General features: G+C 66.8%; 19 protein-coding genes, 1 tRNA gene and 1 riboswitch. Of the genes, 10 read left to right on the top strand and 10 right to left on the bottom strand.

The features are described from left to right. Window positions 1–71: 71 nt before the first annotated feature. Window positions 72–2,069, top strand: coding sequence for a hypothetical protein (locus tag IEW24_RS13370; RefSeq protein WP_188579317.1), 1,998 nt, complete (start codon window positions 72–74; stop codon window positions 2,067–2,069). 403 nt (window positions 2,070–2,472) lie between these two features. Here the strand turns inward: IEW24_RS13370 and IEW24_RS13365 are convergent, their stop codons facing one another. Next, the gene (locus IEW24_RS13365; RefSeq protein ID WP_188579315.1) at window positions 2,473–2,745 is read right to left on the bottom strand and encodes a type II toxin-antitoxin system ParD family antitoxin; all 273 of its coding nucleotides are present in this window, start codon (window positions 2,743–2,745) and stop codon (window positions 2,473–2,475) included. Window positions 2,746–2,946: 201 nt separating this feature from the next. Here IEW24_RS13365 and IEW24_RS13360 point away from each other — a divergent pair, with 201 nt between their 5' ends. The 4 genes from IEW24_RS13360 to IEW24_RS13345 all read left to right on the top strand — a co-directional run bounded on the left by IEW24_RS13360 (window position 2,947) and on the right by IEW24_RS13345 (window position 6,326). Beyond that, complete coding sequence (locus IEW24_RS13360) at window positions 2,947–3,441, top strand: MarR family winged helix-turn-helix transcriptional regulator (RefSeq protein ID WP_188579313.1); 495 nt, start codon at window positions 2,947–2,949, stop codon at window positions 3,439–3,441. 177 nt (window positions 3,442–3,618) lie between these two features. Continuing rightward, window positions 3,619–3,718: riboswitch (TPP riboswitch) on the top strand. After that, the gene (gene thiO, locus IEW24_RS13355; RefSeq protein ID WP_188579311.1) at window positions 3,707–4,888 is read left to right on the top strand and encodes a glycine oxidase ThiO; all 1,182 of its coding nucleotides are present in this window, start codon (window positions 3,707–3,709) and stop codon (window positions 4,886–4,888) included. Its footprint overlaps the riboswitch before it by 12 nt. An 86-nt stretch (window positions 4,889–4,974) precedes the next feature. Next, on the top strand, window positions 4,975–5,211 hold the full coding sequence (gene thiS / locus IEW24_RS13350) for a sulfur carrier protein ThiS (protein ID WP_244644371.1): 237 nt from the start codon (window positions 4,975–4,977) through the stop codon (window positions 5,209–5,211). Between the two features lie 311 nt (window positions 5,212–5,522). Next, window positions 5,523–6,326, top strand: coding sequence for a thiazole synthase (locus IEW24_RS13345; protein WP_188579309.1), 804 nt, complete (start codon window positions 5,523–5,525; stop codon window positions 6,324–6,326). A gap of 4 nt (window positions 6,327–6,330) precedes the next feature. Here the strand turns inward: IEW24_RS13345 and IEW24_RS13340 are convergent, their stop codons facing one another. After that, a complete protein-coding gene (locus IEW24_RS13340; RefSeq protein ID WP_188579307.1) occupies window positions 6,331–7,164 on the bottom strand; it encodes an isocitrate lyase/PEP mutase family protein in 834 nt (277 codons plus the stop codon). Window positions 7,165–7,331: 167 nt separating this feature from the next. On the opposite strand from IEW24_RS13340, the gene IEW24_RS13335 reads away from it, so the two are divergent. The 4 genes from IEW24_RS13335 (at window position 7,332) to IEW24_RS13320 (ending at window position 12,244) form a co-directional block, all read left to right on the top strand. Continuing rightward, complete coding sequence (locus tag IEW24_RS13335; RefSeq protein ID WP_188579305.1) at window positions 7,332–8,720, top strand: ethanolamine ammonia-lyase subunit EutB; 1,389 nt, start codon at window positions 7,332–7,334, stop codon at window positions 8,718–8,720. Further along, window positions 8,717–9,496, top strand: a complete 780-nt coding sequence (gene eutC / locus IEW24_RS13330; protein WP_188579303.1) for an ethanolamine ammonia-lyase subunit EutC — start codon at window positions 8,717–8,719, stop codon at window positions 9,494–9,496. The genes IEW24_RS13335 and eutC overlap by 4 nt, the downstream gene beginning before the upstream one ends. Window positions 9,497–9,889: 393 nt before the next feature. Next, entirely contained in the window at window positions 9,890–11,404 is a 1,515-nt protein-coding gene (locus IEW24_RS13325; RefSeq protein WP_188579300.1) for an amino acid permease, read from the top strand. Between the two features lie 168 nt (window positions 11,405–11,572). Beyond that, complete coding sequence (locus IEW24_RS13320; RefSeq protein ID WP_188579297.1) at window positions 11,573–12,244, top strand: hypothetical protein; 672 nt, start codon at window positions 11,573–11,575, stop codon at window positions 12,242–12,244. 84 nt (window positions 12,245–12,328) lie between these two features. Here IEW24_RS13320 and IEW24_RS13315 read toward each other — a convergent pair whose 3' ends face one another. Next, the gene (locus tag IEW24_RS13315) at window positions 12,329–12,727 is read right to left on the bottom strand and encodes a hypothetical protein (RefSeq protein ID WP_188579296.1); all 399 of its coding nucleotides are present in this window, start codon (window positions 12,725–12,727) and stop codon (window positions 12,329–12,331) included. Window positions 12,728–12,871: 144 nt separating this feature from the next. Between IEW24_RS13315 and IEW24_RS13310 the strand changes: the two genes are divergently transcribed. Continuing rightward, window positions 12,872–13,312, top strand: coding sequence for a hypothetical protein (locus IEW24_RS13310; RefSeq protein WP_188579294.1), 441 nt, complete (start codon window positions 12,872–12,874; stop codon window positions 13,310–13,312). 20 nt (window positions 13,313–13,332) lie between these two features. Here the strand turns inward: IEW24_RS13310 and IEW24_RS13305 are convergent, their stop codons facing one another. The 7 genes from IEW24_RS13305 to IEW24_RS13275 form a co-directional block, all read right to left on the bottom strand. Continuing rightward, on the bottom strand, window positions 13,333–14,532 hold the full coding sequence (locus IEW24_RS13305) for a YbfB/YjiJ family MFS transporter (RefSeq protein ID WP_188579292.1): 1,200 nt from the start codon (window positions 14,530–14,532) through the stop codon (window positions 13,333–13,335). Window positions 14,533–14,737: 205 nt separating this feature from the next. Continuing rightward, window positions 14,738–14,823: transfer RNA gene (locus IEW24_RS13300), tRNA-Leu, on the bottom strand. Between the two features lie 114 nt (window positions 14,824–14,937). Further along, window positions 14,938–15,381, bottom strand: coding sequence for a DoxX family protein (locus tag IEW24_RS13295; RefSeq protein WP_188579290.1), 444 nt, complete (start codon window positions 15,379–15,381; stop codon window positions 14,938–14,940). Between the two features lie 288 nt (window positions 15,382–15,669). Further along, window positions 15,670–16,047: a HesB/IscA family protein gene (locus IEW24_RS13290; protein ID WP_188579288.1), complete on the bottom strand. Its 378-nt coding sequence runs from the start codon at window positions 16,045–16,047 to the stop codon at window positions 15,670–15,672. A gap of 151 nt (window positions 16,048–16,198) precedes the next feature. After that, complete coding sequence (locus IEW24_RS13285; protein ID WP_188579286.1) at window positions 16,199–16,627, bottom strand: VOC family protein; 429 nt, start codon at window positions 16,625–16,627, stop codon at window positions 16,199–16,201. Window positions 16,628–16,631: 4 nt separating this feature from the next. Next, window positions 16,632–17,009, bottom strand: coding sequence for an SUF system Fe-S cluster assembly protein (locus IEW24_RS13280; RefSeq protein ID WP_188579284.1), 378 nt, complete (start codon window positions 17,007–17,009; stop codon window positions 16,632–16,634). Continuing rightward, a complete protein-coding gene (locus IEW24_RS13275; RefSeq protein WP_188579282.1) occupies window positions 17,006–18,247 on the bottom strand; it encodes a cysteine desulfurase in 1,242 nt (413 codons plus the stop codon). Before IEW24_RS13275 ends, IEW24_RS13280 begins: the two co-directional genes overlap by 4 nt. Window positions 18,248–18,524 lie beyond the last annotated feature (277 nt).

The raw sequence follows: 18,524 nt of genomic DNA, 5'->3' as shown, positions 1-18,524 counted from the left end.
CGCCGCCACCATGTCCACGCCGCCACACGCGGCGCCCCGCCTTCCGCGTAAGTGTCCCAGCAGGTGCTCTCATGAACATCAAGGAATTCTCGGACCTCATCGAGGAGACCGTCCGCAAGGCCGGCGGCGCGCAGACGCTGTCCACCTGCATCTCGAAGCCCTCCACCGGGCTGATGCAGCAGTTCGGCCCGCTCACCGACAAGGTGATGAAGGACAAGGCCGCCCAGAAGGCGCGCGCGCTCTATCTGCAGTTCAAGGACGAGCAGCAGTTCGCCGACGCGCTCGCCACGCTCGCCACCGTCGTGGACAACATGCCGAGCAAGGTCAGCAACGGCGCCATCGAGGCCATGAGCGCCCTGCACTATCAGAAGGACAAGTTCGCCAGCAATCTGGACACCGTCCTGAGGGGGGTGAAGGAGCCCTCCGGCGGCATGCGCGGGGTCATCCTGGCCGCCATGGACACCGCCGTCACCATGGGCCTCGCCTTCGTGCCGGTGGCCGGCCCCTTCCTGGTGCCGCTGAGCCAGGGGCTGGCCAATGCGCTGGCCTATGGCTGCTCGACCGCGATCCAGAAGGGCACGGGCAACGACAATCTGCTGGTCTATCTGAGCGATCCGAGCGTGGACAAGGAGAGCGCGCTGGGCCAGCTCGCCTCGCAGAAGGGCCTCGTCAGCCTGCTGGTCACGGCGGTGGAACTGGCCATCAAGCGCAACGAGCGCATCCTGCTGTCGAGCCCCGACGCGCTCAACGGCCGCTCCTTCGCCAATCTGCTGTTCGGCCGCGTGCAGACCCAGAACCAGAACGTCAGCTTCAACATCAACACGCTGGAGCAGAACGGCCTGCGCCTGCCCGACGTGCTGAACACCGGCGACGACCGGACAAAATACTATCTGGATGAAAAGAAGACGCTGGAGCAGTTCAAGGACAAGACCAGCGAGATGTTCGTCGCCTTCGAGCAGCTGATCCTGCAGGTGATGTCGGCGGGCATCAAGAAGTCGTTCGAGCCGGCCACCCGGCCGCTGGCGGATCTCAACCTCACCGAAGGGCGCAAGATCGCTTTGCTGCTGCTCGGCTATTACTACGCGAAGAACTGGGGTTACGACAAAGCCGGCGACATCCAGCAGACCAAGACCTCGCTGCAGCAGGCGCAGAACAAAGACCAGCAGTTGCAGACCGAGCTTCGCGATCTGCAGGAGGCCTCGCCTCAGGCGCCACAGGGCGTGGAGGGGATCGAGCGCGACCAGTATTATATCCGGTACCAGCAGGCGCTGCTGGAACTGCCCAACACGCGGGGCAAGATCCAGAGCAATGCGCAGACCATCTCGAACCTGCAGCAGAAGCTGCAGCAGCTGAACGCGCCGGGCAAACTCGCACCGCTGAAGACCTACTGGTCCCAGCAGCAGTCGAACGGCTCCACCAATGCGCAGGACCCCTATCAGCTCAGCAGTCACGCCACCTATGAGAAGGCGACCGGCAGCCTGAAGAAGTCCACCTTCATGGGTAGTGCCTTCTCCAACACCGACATGTCGCTGGACAAGCTGCCGCAGATCCGGATGCAGGCCGGCGAATATCTGGAAGCGCTGAAGGACGCGCTGACCTCCGACATCGCCACCACCATGAACAAGGGCAACAGCGGCCGGCTGGACGACAAGGAGATGCAGGAGATGTGGAAGGTCTACATCGCCTGCAGCCTGATCCTCAACGAGGTGATGCGCGAGGCCAAGGTGCAGGAGAACAGCACCTTCCCGCGGTTCACATCGCCCAAGAGCGCCGTCAACATCGACGACCGCTACATCAAGATGCTGGAGGAGACCGGCTTCATCGAGCGCTACACCGGCACGTTCGGCCGGGTGTCGAAGGAGAAGAAGCAGCAGCTCGCCGCCACCAACCGGCTGCGCTGGAGCTGGAGCGCCAGCAACACGGAGCGGGCCATGGTGGTGGCCTTCGCCACCGTGGTGGTGTTCTCCATGGACATCGGCAAGATTTCCATGGGCTTTACCAGCTGGAAGGCCACCAAGACCGCGCTGGGCGAGGTCTGCAACAAGATCTCGCTGGCCGCCATTAGTTGATAGCCGCAGGAGAGTTGCGGTCGGACCGGCCTTCAGCTCGGGTCACGAATGCAGCAAAGGAACCGTCATCCCCGGGCTTGACCCGGGGATCCACGTGGAGCCGCTAAGTGGATGGTGGACTTTCTTGCAAACGGCGGGGGCAGACCCCGGGCTTGGTGCCGGCCTCTGTCGGCCCGACGTGGATGCCCGGGTCAAGCCCGGGCATGACGATCTACTGCTTCAGCGCCGTTGAGCGCGGAATGTCGTCGGCCCTAAAACAGTGAGGCATCAAAGCTTGTCATACCCCCGCCTGTTCCGGAGTTGGATGCTTCCAACTTCGGGCCGGGCGCGGGGCCAATTGTCGTCCGCGATGAATTGCCAGATTTCGATGGCATCGCGCAGGAAAGCGCCGGAGCGCCTGATTTCAAGCGCCACGGGAGCCGGCTTTTAAGGCGGCCTTCCGGCGCCGGGCCTCCGCTTTCACGTCCGCCACATCCCACGGCTCAAACGGTCCTTCGAGCCCGGCGTCGATATCCTTGCGCAGCCCTTCCAGCCTGGCCTGCTGGACGGCCTCCCGCTGCTCGAGCAGCCGCAGACCGTCACGCACCACCTCACTGGCGTTGGCATAGCGTCCGCTGTCCAGCAGTCGCTTCACGAGGCCCTCGAAATGCGGCCCCAGACTGTAGCTCGATGCCATGATCGGGTGCTCCTCGTATCAACTATTATCATCCAGTGATACTTTTCACCATCTGTTCCGCTTATCAAAGAGCGCACGCCCGGGGGCGCAGTTCGCACCTGCAAAAACAGTTGGGTGCAATTTAATTGCGGCGGGTGTATAAGGCCCTGGCGTACTCAGTACGACGGCAGGCGTGGCCGCTTCGCGCCGAGGTTGGTACCCATGTCCGCCCGCTCGCATTCCGCCACTTCAGGTTCCGCCAGTTCGCCCTCCGGCCCCGCCGGCTCCGGCTTCTGCCTGGACGATCTGCTCTGCTTCGCGGTCTATTCCGCCGAGCACGCCTTCACCCGCGCCTATCGTCCGCTGCTCAAGGCGCTGGACGTGACCTATCCGCAATATCTCATCCTCGTGCTGCTGTGGCGCAAGGACGGGCAGAGCGTGAAGGCGCTGGGCGAGCAGCTGCATCTGGATTCCGGCACCCTCACCCCGCTGCTGAAGCGCCTCGAAGTCGCGGGCATTGTGCGCCGGGCGCGCAATCCCGCCGACGAGCGGGTGGTGAACATCTTCCTCACCGACGCCGGCCGGGCGCTGGAGGCCAATGCGCAGGAGGTGCTGCGCGCCATGGGCAGCGCCATCGGCCTGTGCGAGGCGGACGCGGTAGAACTGCGCGAGAAGATGATCGCTTTGCGCGACCGGCTCAACGCCGCCGTGGAGTGAAGCGCGGGCGCGCACTGCGGCAGAAGGAACCGCGACGCGCACGCCACATTGCCCGCCCCGGCGAAACGTGGCACAGCCGGGACCGCGCCGATGGATGCCTTGCGGTTTGGATGCCCTGCGGTTTTGAAGCCCTGCGGTTTTTCTTGCCGTTCCGCCCACCGGGCGCAATAATCGGTCCTTGACGGCCTGGGGTGCCGCGCGTCACGCGCGGCTGAGATCATACCCATCGAACCTGTCTGGGTCATGCCAGCGTAGGGAGAAGCCGATGAGCGAGAGCTTGTCGTCACACGTTTCCAGTAGTTCCACCAAGAGCGCTCGTCCGCACGTCGCCATCGTCGGCGCGGGCGTGATGGGCCTGTCCATCGGTTGGCGGCTCGCCGCCGCCGGCTGCGCGGTGGACATTTTCGAGCAGGGCACCTCCGGCCTTGGCGCCAGCCATGCGGCGGCGGGCATGCTCGCCGCCTGCGCCGAGGCCGAGCCCGGCGAGGACGGCCTGCTGGTGCTCAATCGCGAGAGCCAGCGCCTGTGGCCCTCCTTCGCGGCGGAGCTTGAAGCCGCCTCCGGCATGGCGGTGGATCTGCGCACCGAAGGCACCATCGTGCTGGCGCTGAACGCCGACGATGGCGCGCGCCTGCGCCATCTGCTCGCCCTCCAGCAGGCATTCGGCCTGCCGGTGGAATGGCTCAACGGCGCCGAAGTACGCCGCCGCGAGCCGCATCTCACCTCCAAGCTCGCGGGCGCCGTGTCCTGCCCCGAGGACCATCAGGTGGACAACCGCAAGGTGGCCGCCGCGCTGAAGATCGCGGCGCTGGCCGCCGGTGCCCGCCTGCACGAGGACGCACCCGTGGAGCGGGTGGAGGTCAGCGACGGCCGCGCCCGCGCGGTGATCGTGAAGGGTGAGCGGCACGGTGCGGACCTCGTGGTGCTGGCGGCGGGCGCGTGGTCGCGCGGCGTCGACATCACCCCGGCCGCCCCGCTGCCGGTGCGGCCCATCAAGGGCCAGATGCTCTCCGTGGCCATGGACCCGGCCGCGCCCATCCTCAACCACGTGATCTGGGCGCCGGGCACCTATCTCGTGCCGCGCAGGGATGGCCGCCTCATCGTGGGCGCCACCGTGGAGGAGCGCGGCTTCAACACCGACCTCACCGCCGGCGGCCAGCTGGCGCTGCTCACCCATGCGTGGCGGGCGCTGCCCACCATCGAGGAACTGCCGATCCTGGAGCAATGGGTCGGCTTCCGTCCCGGCAGCCGCGACGATGCGCCCATTCTCGGGCCGAGCGCGGAGGTGGACGGCCTGATCTTCGCCACCGGCCACCACCGCAACGGCATATTGCTGCTGCCGGTGACGGCGGACGCCATCTCCCGCCTGATCCTTGAAGGCGAGACGGCGGATGTGATCGCCCCCTTCACCGCCGGCCGCTTCGCGCGGCGCGCGGCGGCGGAATAGAAGCCGAACATAAAGGACGTGCCGGCGTTGACCTGATGAACGCCGGCACGCAAATAACAACGACGGATGTGGGAAGGAACGGACAGGTGAGCCAGTCTGCCGCGGCAGAGGTCGCGATGAAGGAACTGAAGGTCAACGGCAAGGACGAGCGCTTCGCGGTTGCGACCGTGGCGGAGCTGCTGGGTGCCGTGGGCCTCGACGCGACCCAGAAGGGGATCGCGGTGGCGGTCAACGGCGCCGTCGTATCGCGCCGCGCGTGGGACGGCGCGCAGATCGCCTCCGGCGACGCGGTGGAGATCATCCACGCCAAGCAGGGCGGCTAGCCCTGCGGCGGAGATGCAGTAGCAGGTCGTCATGCCCGGACTTGATCCGGGGATCCACGTCCCTCCGCCGGGTGGCCGACGACTTTCCGGCGAAGGGGAGCCGCATTCTTGTGCTGCGCTCCGTCCACTATCGGCCCGACGTGGATCCCCGGAAGTCGGATGTTTCCGACTTCCGCACTTTGGAGCCGAAGTCGGAAACATCCGACTTCGGGATCAAGTCCGGGGATGACGAACTGAGAGGACAACGGGCGTAAACCGCCCGAGAGACCAGACATACAAGCGCCGGCAGGACCGGCCGGGAAGTGACCGACATGAACGTCAACGTGACCCCCGCCAGCACCACCAACCCCGATCCACTGGTGATCGCCGGGCGCAGCTTCTCCTCGCGCCTGTTCCTCGGCACGGCGGGCTATCCCAACCAGAAGGTGTTCCTCGACGCGCTGGAAGCGTCCGGCTCGGAAATGGCCACCGCCTCCATCCGCCGCATGAGCCTGTCCGGCTATGAGGAAAGCCTCGCCGACATCCTCGCCGGCCGCGTCCACATCCTGCCCAATACCGCCGGCTGCCAGACCGCCAAGGACGCCATCCTCACCGCCGAACTCGCCCGCGAGGCGCTGGAGACGGACTGGGTGAAGCTGGAAGTCATCGGCGACCGCGAACTGCTCTATCCGAACGTGGAAGAGCTGCTGAAAGCCACCGAGGAACTGGTGAACCGCGGCTTCGTGGTGCTGCCTTATTGCAATGACGATCCCGTCACCTGCCAGAAGCTGGCGGACCTTGGCGCCGCCACCGTGATGCCGCTGGGCTCCATGATCGGCACCGGGCTCGGCATCGCCAATCCGCACATGATCGAGCTGATCTGCGCCCGCTCGCCGGTGCCGGTGGTGCTGGACGCGGGCCTCGGCACCGCTTCCGACGCGGCGCTGGCCATGGAGCTGGGCTGCTCGGCGGTGCTGCTCAATACGGCGGTGTCCAAGGCCCATGATCCGGTGCGCATGGCCCGCGCCTTCCGCTATGCGGTTGATGGCGGCCGCCTTGCCCGCAGCGCCGGCCGCATCCCGAAGAAGCTGCATGCGGAAGCCTCCAGCCCCGAATTCGGGCTGGTGGGGAGCTGATCGCTCAGCTCTCTCCTCCCTGTGCCATGATCCGGGCGATCTCCGCGCCCGGCAGCGCCTCGGCGGCATAGGTGAAGGTGCCGCTCGTCCGCATCTCCTGCGCGGCGCGCATCAGGGCGCCGAGCGCCGCCCGCGCCAGCGAGCCGCCCACGCTCACCCGCTTGACGCCCGCCGCCGACAGCTCGGCCAGCGAATAGGTCGGCCCCTTCAGGCCCATGACCACGTTCACCGGCCTGTCCACCGCCGCGCAGACGGTGCGGATGGCCTCGATATCCGGCAGGCCGGGCGCATAGAGCACATCCGCCCCCGCCACTGAAAAGGCTTGCAGGCGGCGGATGGTGTCGTCGAGATCAGGCCGGCCGCACAGGAAGTTTTCCGCCCGCGCCGTCAGCAGGACGCCGTTCTCCCGCGCCGCCTCGGCCGCCGCCTGCACGCGCTCCACGGCCAGCGCGAAATCATGCACCGGCGCGGCGGGATCGCCCGTGGCATCCTCGATGGAGCCGCCCACGAGGCCGACCGCACCGGCAAGCCGGATGGTTTCGGCGCAGGCCTCCGGCGTGGAGCCGAAACCGTCCTGCAGATCGGCGGACACGGGCAGATCGGTGGCGGCGACGATCTCGGCGGCATTCGCCAGAATTTCGTCGCGCGTCAGCCCGGCGATGGAATCGAGCCGCCCTTTCGCGAAGGCATAGCCGGCGCTGGTGGTGGCCAGCGCCTCGAAGCCGAGACTGGCCAGCAGGCGAGCCGAGCCGGCATCCCACGGATTGGGGATGACAAAGGCCTCGCTGCCCATGTGCAGCGCCTTCAGCCGCGCGAATTTCGCCTTCCGGTCCACCATGGCGTTTCCTTCCCGATCCTGTCTTTCCCGCACTAGAGCCGGATTCGGCGCTTGAGGCAGCAGTGTCGCCCACCCTTGGCCCGCCCCGCCCGGCACCTGTAAGCTGCGCGCACCGGGCACGGCGATTGCATGCCCGGCGAGGACGCCGGACACGCGAGGAGGCCATCATGACCTATGTCCATCAGGTGGGGAGCCGCAGATATGCCTTTGCGGACCTGAAGGATCTCATGGCCAAGGCCACGCCGCCCCGCTCCGGCGACATGCTGGCCGGCATCGCCGCCGCCACGGCGGAAGAGAATGTCGCCGCCAAGATGGCGCTGGCCGAGGTGCCGCTGAAGACCTTCCTCACGCAGGTGCTCGTGCCCTACGAGACCGACGAGGTGACGCGCCTCATCATCGACGGCCACGACCAGGCCGCCTTCGCCCCCGTATCTGCCTTCACCGTAGGCGATTTCCGCGACTGGCTGCTCTCGGATGCGGCGGATGGCCCGGCGCTCGCCCGCCTCGCCCCCGGCCTGACGCCGGAGATGGTCGCCGCCGTCTCGAAACTCATGCGCAATCAGGACCTTATTCTGGTAGCGAAGAAGTGCCGGGTGGTGACGCGCTTCCGCAACACCATCGGCCTGCCGGGCACGCTGGCGGTGCGCCTCCAGCCCAACCACCCCACGGACGATCCCGCCGGCATCTCCGCCGCCATGCTGGACGGCCTGCTCTATGGCTGCGGCGATGCGGTGATCGGCATCAACCCGGCCTCCGACAGCCTCCCCGTGCTGGACAAGCTGATCAAGCTCACCGCCGAGGTGATCGAGCGCTTCGAGATCCCCACCCAGAGCTGCATCCTCACCCACGTCACCTCCTCCATAGAGCTGATGAACCGGGGCGCGCCGGTGGATCTGGTGTTCCAGTCCATCGCCGGTACCGAGGGCGCCAACCGCTCCTTCGGCATCGACCTTGCCGTGCTGAAGGAAGGCACGGACGCCGCCCGCTCGCTGAAGCGCGGCACGGTGGGCCAGAACGCCATGTATTTCGAGACCGGACAGGGCTCCGCGCTTTCCGCCGATGCCCATCACGGCGTGGACCAGCAGACGCTGGAAGCCCGCGCCTATGGGGTGGCGCGGGTGTTTGAGCCGCTGCTCGTCAACACCGTGGTCGGCTTCATCGGGCCGGAATATCTCTATGACGGCAAGCAGATCATCCGCGCCGGTCTGGAGGACCATTTCTGCGGCAAGTTGCTCGGCGTGCCGCTGGGCGTGGACGTCTGCTACACCAACCATGCCGAGGCCGATCAGGACGACATGGACACCCTGCTCACCTTGCTGGCGGCGGCGGGCGTGACCTACATCATGGGCATTCCCGGCGCCGATGACGTGATGCTCAATTACCAGTCCACCTCCTTCCATGATGCGCTCTATGTGCGCGAGGTGTTCGGGGCGAAGCGCGCGCCGGAATTCGAGGCGTGGCTGGAGCGCATGGCCATCACCGGCGCCGACGGACGCCTGCTGCCCTCCTCCGGTGCGCATCCGCTGCTGGGCTTCGCCAAGGAGCGTGCAGCGTGAGCGCCCATCCGCCCCGCGACCCGTGGTCGGGCCTCGCCCGCCACACCCCCGCCCGCATCGCGCTGGGCCGCACCGGCGCCAGCCTGCCCACGGAAGAGGTGCTGAAGTTCGCTTTGGCCCATGCGCAGGCGCGCGATGCCGTGCACACGCCCTTCGACGCTGCGGCGACCGCCGAACAGGTGCGCGGGCTCGGCTTCGAAACGCTGGAGGTGGCGAGCGCGGCGCCTGCCCGCGACACCTATCTGCGCCGCCCCGATCTCGGCCGGAAGCTCGGCGAGGAGAGCCGCGCTTTGCTCGGGGCCCGGAGCGCGCCTGCGGTGGATCTCGCGCTGGTGGTGGCCGATGGCCTCTCCTCGGCGGCGGTGCATGCGCAGGCGGTGCCCTTCCTCGCCGCGCTGAAACCGTGGATCGCGCAGGAAGGCTGGACCACCCCGCCGGTGGTGATCGCCCGCGAGGCGCGCGTGGCGCTGGGCGACGAGGCCGGCGCCCTGCTCAACGCCCGCGCGGTGCTGGTGATGATCGGCGAGCGGCCCGGCCTCTCCTCGCCGGACAGTCTCGGGCTGTACCTGACGCTCGGGCCTCGGGTGGGCCTCTCCGATGCGGTGCGCAACTGCATTTCCAACGTGCGCGCGGAAGGGCTCTCCCACGCCGCCGCCGCCTTCAAGCTGGCCTGGCTGCTGAAGGAAGCGTTTCGGCGCGGACTGACCGGCGTGGATCTGAAGGACGAGAGCGACGACTTTTTGGTGGAGGGGAAGCCGCCGCTGCGGCTGGGGTGAGGGCGGAAAGCCCTCTCCCGCTTGGAGGGGAGGGTTGGGAGGGGGCGCCGCCGCAGGCGGCGGGACGCGCTCCGCTGGCGGTCGGTCCGCGAACCCATGTCCCGCCCCCCGCGCTTCGCGCGGCCCCCTCCCTAGCCCTCCCCCGCAAGCGGGAGAGGGGATCCGTTGTGCTGGCGGGGCGGCCGTGCTTGCAGTTCCCCCCGCAGCTAAGAGAGGGGCCAGTTGCTCGCTCGCAGACGCCCCACCTCAAGCTCTGCGCCCCGCATCCCCCTCGCCACACCTGACGCAACGGCATATCCTGCCTGCCCCAGCGGCGGCACAGAACTTGCCTGATGCAACCGGGGATATTCCCGCCGTTTGGGCGGGGTGCCCGCGCCACGCGGAGGTCTCGTCATGAGCGACAGCACGGCAAACCGGTCATCCACCGGCGTCAGCTACACCACCGTCGACACAGCCTATTTCGAGCAGCGCAAATTGAAGCGGCACGCCCGCGTCTGGTCCCTCTGGGCGCTGGGCGTCGGCGCCGTCATCTCCGGCCATTTCTCCGGCTGGAACCTCGGCATCGCCTCGGGCGGATGGGGCGGCATGTTCATCGCCGCCATCATCATCGCCATCATGTATCTCGGCCTCACCTTCTCGATTGCCGAAATGTCCCCCGCCCTGCCCCACACGGGTGCCGCCTATTCCTTCGCCCGCACCACCATGGGGCCATGGGGCGGCTTCGTCACCGGCCTGTGCGAGAATGTGGAGTATGTGATCACCCCCGCCGTCGTGGTGTCCTTCATCGGCTCCTACATGGGCTCCATCTTCGGCACGCCACCCGCCTTCCAGCCGGTCTACTGGATCTTCGGCTACATCATCTTCGTGGGCCTGAACGTCGTCGGTGTTGAGCTGTCGTTCAAGGTCACGCTGGTGGTCACGCTGGCCGCGCTGGCCTGTCTCGTGGCCTTCTGGGTCTCGGCCATTCCGGTCATGAACTTCTCCCGCTGGGCGCTCAATATGGGCGTCGGCCCGGATGGCGCGGCGGTGGAACTGCCCAACGGCGGCGGCCCCTTCCTGCCCTTCGGCATCGGCGGCGCGCTGGCGGCCTTGCCCTTCGCGGTCTGGCTGTTCCTTGCCATCGAACAACTGCCGCTGGCGGCGGAAGAGTCGGTGGATCCCGCCACCGACATGCCCAAGGGCATCATCGCCGGCATCTCCACCCTCATCGTCTCCGCCTTCATGATCCTGTGGCTGAATGCGTCCGTCGCCAACGGCGCCTTCGGCCTCTCCACCTCGCTGGAACCGCTGCTGGACGGCTTCAAGGCCATCTACGGCACCGGCATCGCCAGCCTGCTGGCGCTGGTGGCGGTGATCGGGCTCATCGCCTCCTTCCACACCATCATCTATGCGCAGGGGCGGCAGATCTATTCGCTCTCCCGCGCCGGCTACTTCCCGCGCGGCCTCTCCATCACCCACGGCTCGCGCAAGACGCCGCATGTCGCCATGGCGGCGGGCGCCATCGTCGGCCTCGTGATCATGCTGGCGATCTGGTTCTCGCTGGGCGCGGAAGCGGGGGCTGCCGCCATTGGTGGCACGCTGCTCAACATGGCGGTGTTCGGCGCCATGCTGTCCTATGTGATGCAGGCCATTTCCTTCATCCTGATGCGGCGGAACATGCCCCACATCTCCCGCCCCTACAAAAGCCCGTTCGGCATTCCCGGCGCAGTGGCCACCATCGTGATCGCGCTGGTGACGATCTACTTCCAGCTCTCCGACCCCATCTACCGGGCGGGCGTGATCGGGGTGGCGATCTGGTTTGCCATCGGCATTGCCTATTTCGCCCTCATCGGCCGCCACAAGCTGGTGCTCTCCCCCGAGGAGGAGTTCGCCATGTCCGGCGGCACGGCGGAATACAAGAGCCACTGAGCGACCGCGATTTATTGAGCGAAGGCTCTCCCCGCGTCCGGCGATCCGCCGGGCGCGGATTTTCGCCGCATGCCCGCAAACCACACCTTTACCTCCAGGCGGGAAGAACCCTATCGTTCTCTCCTTTGACAGTTGCATTGCTGACTGTATTTCTGGAGATCATTGACGATGGATGTTGCATTCCTGGAGAAGAATATATTGCTCGTAGACCCCAAGCTCCAAAATCCAAAAAAGGAAAAGCTGAACAAGGACAGAACTGTTTATGTGGAGCTGGCATGGACGAACCTGTCGTATACAAGCCTCGTCCGGATCAAGAACGTTAAAAGCAAGTCATTCTGTTGCTTCACGTCAGCGCCTTCGCAGAAATCAGTACCGGCGAAACTCGTGATTGTCCGGCCGAGCACGCAGAAGAGCGAGGGGGCCTTCAAGGCCTATATCTGCCCCTACTCGAACGATTTCGTGCACGCCATCGTGCTGGAACGCGCAGCCGACGTCATGTTCACCGCCAATATGGACGGCTGCACGTTCGGCATCGGCCAGCCTTCGCCGCAGGGCGTCGTCCGGGTTGCACATGCAAACGCGCAAGGAATCGAGTCGAAGAGCGACACGCCTGACCCTCAACGCCGCGAACAGGTCCGGATGCTGAAGCAGGAGGGGACGGATCAACATATCGTCGACCCCTATGCTTATGTGGACAGAGCTCCGTTCGGCCACGGCCACACGGCCGTCACCGTCGGCTTGCGCGATCCGAAGAGCAACCGATGGAGCTTCTATTATCAGCATCACCTGCACGATCACCCGGCGATGCGCACGCTGCTGAAGCTGGTGCAGGTGAACTGACGGAACCTGACGTCCAATCGTCTCCCCGGCCGCACAGCCGGAGCGCGCTCCGAGACCGGATCGGAGCGCCACCCCTGCGCATGCTCACACCGGCTCCACCGACACCACGCGGAAGGTGTGGAACTCCTCATCCTCGCGGATGGAGACATACTCGCCCACCTGGAAGCGCTCGTCGTTGAAGCGGTAGCCGGCCTCGTCGTCCTCATCGCCGGAAATATCATAGCGGAAGGCCCAGCTGCCGCCGGGGCGGCGCACCAGATGGCCCTTGTCGTCCGCCTCCTTCGGGCGGAAGCGCACCACGCGGCAGGCGTCGCGATGGGCGGCCCACAGCTCGGGCTCGATCTGGCCGTTCTCGTCCAGCGGCGCCACGAACATATAGCCGAAATTGCGCGCCCCTTGCGGGTGGTCCTTCTCGCGCGCCAGCTCAAGGCGCACTTCCCTGAAGGCATGGGGCAGCTTCAGGGCTCTGGACATCTCGCTCATGACATCTCTCCCTCGGCTCCGGGCGGCCGTTCGCGCCGACCTGTCTCAGGATATGGTGACGCCCGGCAGGCCCACCATGATTCCGCGCAAGTCTTCAGCCGCCGGTTGTGCTAGATTGCCCCCTCTCCACATGGAGGACCGGCCATGACCGACGCTTCCACTTCAGCATCCTCGGTGCAAGACAGCGTGCGCTCCATGCAGGACCAATGGGCTGCGCACTGGGCCAAATTCCAGTCGGGCGCATATCAGCCCGGCGCCTTCCCTACCCCGCCGCTGCCCGGCAGCTGGCCCATCTCCGGGGTTCAGGCCTTCTGGCTGGAGACCCCCATGGCGGTGACGAGCCACCTGCAGAAATTCGTCGCCGGGCAGGTTCAGGAACAGATGAACGTCTTCACCGCGCTCGCCCGCGAAGATGGGCCGGCCAATCTGGCGGGGCGGCAATCCGCCTTCCTCCAGCAATCGGCCATGGCCTGGGCCACCGAATGGCTGGAACTGGCGAGCCTCGTCCAGACCCGCGCCTTCGCCGCCCTGCAGAAGCCCGCCGACGCGCCGCCCGACGCCTCGGCCTATCCGCGCGCCGCCTGAGCGGCGGATACGGAAGCGCTCTAGCGCCGGCGCGCGAAAGCGAGCCCTGCGAGATCCAGCGCCAGCGCCAGCACGATGGCCAGCGCCCCGAGCAAGAACAGCACGTCGTAGCCCACGCCGCGCGCGAACAGTGCTGACATGCCATAGCCGCCCGCCGCCGTGCTGAGCGCCAGCATGGCGGTGCATGCGGTCCAGCCGCGTGCCTGCCTGCGAGGATCGCCGGGCAGCGCATCGCGCACCCGCCCCAGAACCAGCGGCACGATGCCGGGCACGAACACGCCGATCACCGCCGCGCCAACCAGGGTCAGCCAGAACGGCACCGGCGCCACCACCAGCGCCGCCGCTCCCGCCTGCAAGGCGAAGGCGAGCGGCAGCGCGATATCGATGCCCATCTTGTCGGCGAACCAGCCGCACACCATCGGCCCGGCCAGCGCGGCAAGGCCGAACACCACCCAGCACAAAGCGCCGGCATCGATGCCGAAGCCGCGCCCGCGGGCGATCATGTCCACCAGGAACAGCATGAAGGGCACGAAGCCGAGACCGTTCAGCCCGTAGCAGACGATCACGATCCAGAGGCGCGGATTGCGCCCCGGGCGGGTGCCCTCCACCGCCGCCACCGGCGCGCGGCGCACCTCCGGCCAGCCGTTCCAGGCCGCCAGAACGCCGATGACGCAGATGAAGCCGAGGCCGAGCCAGGTCTCCGACAGGCCGAAGCGCATGAGCAGGGGCACCAGCGTGCCCGAGGCGACGATGCCGAGCCCCACGCCGCCGAACAATATGCCGCCCACCGCCCCCTGCCGGTGGAAGGGAATGCGCGACAGCACCGCCGCCGGCGCCAGCACGGTGAGGATGCCGCCGGACACGCCCGTCACCACCCGCCACAGCACGAACCAGCCGAACGGCGCGTGCCACGCGCAGGCCAGCATGCCGATGGCGGAGGCGATCATGGAGGCGCGCAGCACCAGCGGCAGGGGCAGGCGGCGGGCGAGCGGATCGGCCAGCAGCGCACCGGCGAGATAGCCCAGCAGATTGAAGGCGCCGAGATAGGCCGCCTGTCCGGCCTCGAACCAGTGCTGGGAAATCAGCAGCGGGATGAGCGGCGTATAGCCGAAGCGGGCGATACCCACGCCCACCAGCGCGGCGCAGAAGCCGGCCAGCGTGGCCCGCGCGGCGGAGGGTCCGGGCGGCGTGTGAGGCACGGGATCGGCGGCGCGTGTCATGAAGGGAAGGTCCGGGACGGGCGGGAGCCCCTCCGTGCCGCCGGCACGCGGCCGACACGAATGGCATGCCATTCGTCCTTGGACTGTCCGCCGGGCGATTGCAACTGCGAAGCAGACGCTCAATAGCACGCGGCTGCACAAAGGATCGGCAATGGCGTCCGGCTACCATAACGCCCTACCCCGGCGACACGCGCAAGGCTCGCGGTGGTGCGGACGGCGGGACTCGAACCCGCATGACCAGAGGCCGAGGCATTTTAAGTGCCTTGCGTCTACCGATTTCGCCACGTCCGCACGCGCCCGCACCATAAGGGCGTTCGCGCGGCGAGGGAACGGGCCGAAGGGCGCCGGGACGGTGGAAAACCGGCCCGGCCCCGCTCAAGTTGACGCAATGTGACGCTTCAGCCCTCAGACCGTGCGCAGCGGTGCCCGCAGGCGGGCGCGGGCGGGGGCCTCGCGATGGCACAGGATGGCCGCCATCATCAGCGCGCCGATGACCGTGATGTGCTCGCACACGAAGTGGAACTCGATGATCGCCTGTAGGCCCTGCATGGTCCAGAACGGATGGGCGATCGGGATGGTCAGCAGGGTGAAGGCAGCGAGGATGCCGCAGCCGAGCCAGGCGAAGCGGTTCACGATCACCAGCACCGCGCCCACCAGCAGCGTGACGATGACCAGCGGCGCCCATACGGCGGGCGGGTTAAGGCCGAAATGGGCCATCTCGGCGAGCGCGCCGGGATAGTCGGCGATCTTGCCCAGCGCCGCGCCCCAGAAGACGAAGGTGAGCACAATACGGGCGAAGACGAAGAAAATCCGCGATTCCAGGATCGCGGCAATGAAGGACGGCGTCATGTCAGGCTCCCCCGAGCCGGATCGGAGCAGATCAACCTGATCCGGGAGTCCGGCTCTATCTCTGAATGAGAGAACGTTTTTCCGGCTTTGATTACGATGCAAGCAAAGCCGGACGTGCCCTCAAGAAAAGCGAGCCGCCTTGTGACGAGGAATGACGCGTTCGTCATCCATCATTTGATGGACAGGCATGCTCCTGCGTGATCATCCGCGCGCGGGAGCATTTTCGCAATCATGGATTGCGGATTACAACTTTCAGATGGAAGAAGAACCTGCCGGACGGGCCGGAAATCAGCCCACAAAAGCCTCTTCACTGGCCGGCGTGATGGCGACCGATTCGCCGCAGCCGCAGGCCGAGGTCTCGTTGGGATTGCGGAAGACGAACTGGGCCGAGAGCTTGTCGGTCTTGTAATCCATCTCGGTGCCGAGCAGGAACAGCACCGCCTTGGGGTCCACGATCACCTTCACGCCCTTGTCCTCCACCACCTCGTCGGTGGGGCGGATCTCGGAGGCGTATTCCATGGTGTAGGACATGCCGGCGCAGCCGCCATTCTTCACCCCCACCCGCAGCGCCAGCGGCGGCGGCTCGGTGCGGGACATGATCTGCTGCACGCGCGTGGCGGCAGCTTCCGTGATGCGCATGACGGGGGGACGGGGACGCGGGGCCATGAATTCTCTCCGAACCGCGCCGGTTCAAGGCCGGCGGATACGTTGCCTGTCTAAAATGGGCATGGAAGACGGCAAGGGCAAGACGGATTGCCGCATGGCGCTTCGGCTCGTGACGCAGATTGCCCGCCCCTGCTGGCGCCGGGCTTGAATCTCAGTAGTTCGCCCAGAGGCCGGGGCTCACCAGCTCCACCAGATGACCGTCGGGATCGCGGAAATAAAGGCTGGTGGCGCCTTTGGGCCATTGCGTCTCGCCCTCGATGGCGATCCCGTGGGCGGCCAGATGCGCCCGCCATGCCGGGATGTCGGCTTCCGCCACCGCGAGGGCGAAATGCAGCGGGCCGGAGCCGTCGTGGGGCGGAATGGTACCGCCGGGCAAATGGATGGTCTCCAGCGCCGTGCCGCGCAGGAACAGCAGCAGCACGGTGTCGCCCAGCGGATAGGCGCGGAAGCGGGCGTCCGCGAGCATGGGCGCGAGGCCCAGAACGCCCTCGTAGAAGGCGCTCGCGCGGGCGAGATCGTCCACATAGAGGCCCGTCTCCACCACCCGCGTCACGGGCGGCGGACGGGACGGCCCGCTCATCGCCTCACCAGAGGTTGAGGGTGGCGCGGGCTTCCTCGGACATGCGGCCCTGATCCCACGGCGGGTCGAAGGTGATCTCCACCTTCACGTCGGCAACGCCGCCCACCATGGCGACTGCGCTCTCCACCATGCTCGGCAGCTCGGCGGCGGCGGGGCAGTTGGGGGTGGTGAGCGTCATCTCGACGGCAACCGTGCGGTCGTCGCCGATGTCCACCTTGTAGATGAGGCCCAGCTCGTAGATGTCGACCGGGATTTCCGGGTCATAGACGGTCTTCAGCGCGCCGACGATGTCGTCGGTCATGCGCGTCAGCTCGGCTTCCGGGATGCTGGAGGCCGTCACCTCGGGGGCGTTGGGGGTGTCGTTGGCCACGGTATCGGTCATGAGAACAAATCCTGCGCCTTGACGAGCGCCGCCGCAAGGCGGTCCACGTCGGCGCGCGTGTTGTAGAGCGCGAAGGACGCGCGGCACGTCGCTGTGGTGCCATATCGGGCCAAAAGCGGCTGAGCGCAATGGGTACCCGCCCGCACGGCCACGCCGTAGCGATCGATGATGGTCGCCACGTCGTGGGGATGAGCGCCCTTCACCTCGAACGAGACGATGGCGCCCTTGCCCGGCGCGGTACCGATGATGCGCAGGCTGTTCATGCCGCCCAGCACCTCATGGGCATAGACCGAAAGCTCGTGCTCATGGGCCGCGATGGCGTCACGGCCCAGCAGGTCCATATAGTCCAGCGCCGCGCCGAGGCCGATGGCCTGCACGATGGGCGGGGTGCCGGCCTCGAAGCGGTGCGGCGGGGCGGCATAGGTAATGCGCTCCTCGCTCACTTCGCCGATCATCTCGCCGCCGCCCTCGTAGGGAGGCATCTCAGCCAGCAATTCGCGCTTGCCATAGAGCAGGCCGATACCGGTGGGGCCGTAGAGCTTGTGGCCGGTGACGGCGTAGAAATCGACGTCCAGCTCGCGCACATCCACCGGCATGTGGACGCTGGCCTGACAGCCATCCACCACCACCTTCGCGCCCACCCGATGGGCGGCGGCGGCGATCTGCTTGATGGGCGTCACCGTGCCGAGCACGTTGGACATGTGGGTGATGGAGACGATCTTGGTGCGCGGCGTGAGCAACTGCTCGAACGCCTCGAAATCGAACGAGCCATCCTCGCGCACCGGCGCCCACTTGATCACGGCGCCCTTGCGCTCGCGCAGGAAGTGCCAGGGCACGATGTTGGAATGGTGCTCCATGATGGAGAGCACGATCTCGTCGCCCGCCTCGATGGACTGGCCGAGCGAGTTGGCCACCAGATTGATGGAGCCGGTGCCGGAGCGGGTGAAGATGATTTCGTCCAGCGAGGCGGCGTTGAGGAAGCGCCGGGCGCTCTCGCGGGCGGCCTCGAAGCCTTCGGTCATCTCGTTGGCGAGATAGTGCAGGCCGCGATGGACGTTGGAATATTCGCGCTCATAGGCGCGGCGCATGCGGTCCAGCACCTGCACGGGCTTCTGCGCGGAGGCGGCATTGTCGAGATAGGTGAGCGGATGGCCATGGACCTCCAGCGCCAGCGCGGGGAAATCCGCGCGCACCTTCTCCACGTCATAACCGTGCACGGCCGGGTGCTCCTTGGTCATCGCAATTGCCTTTCCGGGCGGGCGCGCCGAGCGTTCTCTCTCAGCCCTTCAGAGGCGGATTCACGGTTCGGATTGATCAATCCGGACCGATCCGGCTCTAAGCAATTCCGGCGGACCTGTATATGGGGTCTGCGTCCGGAATTGCGATGAAACAACAGGTTGGAATGCTTCTCGGGACCGTCCGCAGGAGCGGTCCTGTCCACCTTCGGGCGGTGAAACAACTGCCTCCAAGGATCAAGTTGCTCAGAGCGCCCACACTCCATGCGGGCCGTCATGC

Source organism: Azorhizobium oxalatiphilum (assembly GCF_014635325.1).
GTDB lineage: Bacteria > Pseudomonadota > Alphaproteobacteria > Rhizobiales > Xanthobacteraceae > Azorhizobium > Azorhizobium oxalatiphilum.
Note: the sequence above shows the minus strand (reverse complement) of the source record. Positions and strands in the feature narration are given on the sequence as shown.

What these genes read in the sequence shown, in the direction of transcription:
- IEW24_RS13335 (WP_188579305.1), top strand. Translation starts at nt 7,332, where the DNA reads ATGACCTATGTCCATCAGGTGGGGAGCCGCAGATATGCCTTTGCGGAC.
- thiO (WP_188579311.1), top strand. Translation starts at nt 3,707, where the DNA reads ATGAGCGAGAGCTTGTCGTCACACGTTTCCAGTAGTTCCACCAAGAGC.
- IEW24_RS13320 (WP_188579297.1), top strand. Translation starts at nt 11,573, where the DNA reads ATGGATGTTGCATTCCTGGAGAAGAATATATTGCTCGTAGACCCCAAG.
- IEW24_RS13290 (WP_188579288.1), bottom strand. Translation starts at nt 16,047, where the DNA reads ATGGCCCCGCGTCCCCGTCCCCCCGTCATGCGCATCACGGAAGCTGCC.
- IEW24_RS13310 (WP_188579294.1), top strand. Translation starts at nt 12,872, where the DNA reads ATGACCGACGCTTCCACTTCAGCATCCTCGGTGCAAGACAGCGTGCGC.
- IEW24_RS13340 (WP_188579307.1), bottom strand. Translation starts at nt 7,164, where the DNA reads ATGGTGGACCGGAAGGCGAAATTCGCGCGGCTGAAGGCGCTGCACATG.
- IEW24_RS13280 (WP_188579284.1), bottom strand. Translation starts at nt 17,009, where the DNA reads ATGACCGATACCGTGGCCAACGACACCCCCAACGCCCCCGAGGTGACG.
- IEW24_RS13325 (WP_188579300.1), top strand. Translation starts at nt 9,890, where the DNA reads ATGAGCGACAGCACGGCAAACCGGTCATCCACCGGCGTCAGCTACACC.
- IEW24_RS13305 (WP_188579292.1), bottom strand. Translation starts at nt 14,532, where the DNA reads ATGACACGCGCCGCCGATCCCGTGCCTCACACGCCGCCCGGACCCTCC.
- IEW24_RS13275 (WP_188579282.1), bottom strand. Translation starts at nt 18,247, where the DNA reads ATGACCAAGGAGCACCCGGCCGTGCACGGTTATGACGTGGAGAAGGTG.
- IEW24_RS13345 (WP_188579309.1), top strand. Translation starts at nt 5,523, where the DNA reads ATGAACGTCAACGTGACCCCCGCCAGCACCACCAACCCCGATCCACTG.
- IEW24_RS13285 (WP_188579286.1), bottom strand. Translation starts at nt 16,627, where the DNA reads ATGAGCGGGCCGTCCCGTCCGCCGCCCGTGACGCGGGTGGTGGAGACG.
- IEW24_RS13360 (WP_188579313.1), top strand. Translation starts at nt 2,947, where the DNA reads ATGTCCGCCCGCTCGCATTCCGCCACTTCAGGTTCCGCCAGTTCGCCC.
- IEW24_RS13295 (WP_188579290.1), bottom strand. Translation starts at nt 15,381, where the DNA reads ATGACGCCGTCCTTCATTGCCGCGATCCTGGAATCGCGGATTTTCTTC.
- IEW24_RS13315 (WP_188579296.1), bottom strand. Translation starts at nt 12,727, where the DNA reads ATGAGCGAGATGTCCAGAGCCCTGAAGCTGCCCCATGCCTTCAGGGAA.
- IEW24_RS13365 (WP_188579315.1), bottom strand. Translation starts at nt 2,745, where the DNA reads ATGGCATCGAGCTACAGTCTGGGGCCGCATTTCGAGGGCCTCGTGAAG.
- IEW24_RS13370 (WP_188579317.1), top strand. Translation starts at nt 72, where the DNA reads ATGAACATCAAGGAATTCTCGGACCTCATCGAGGAGACCGTCCGCAAG.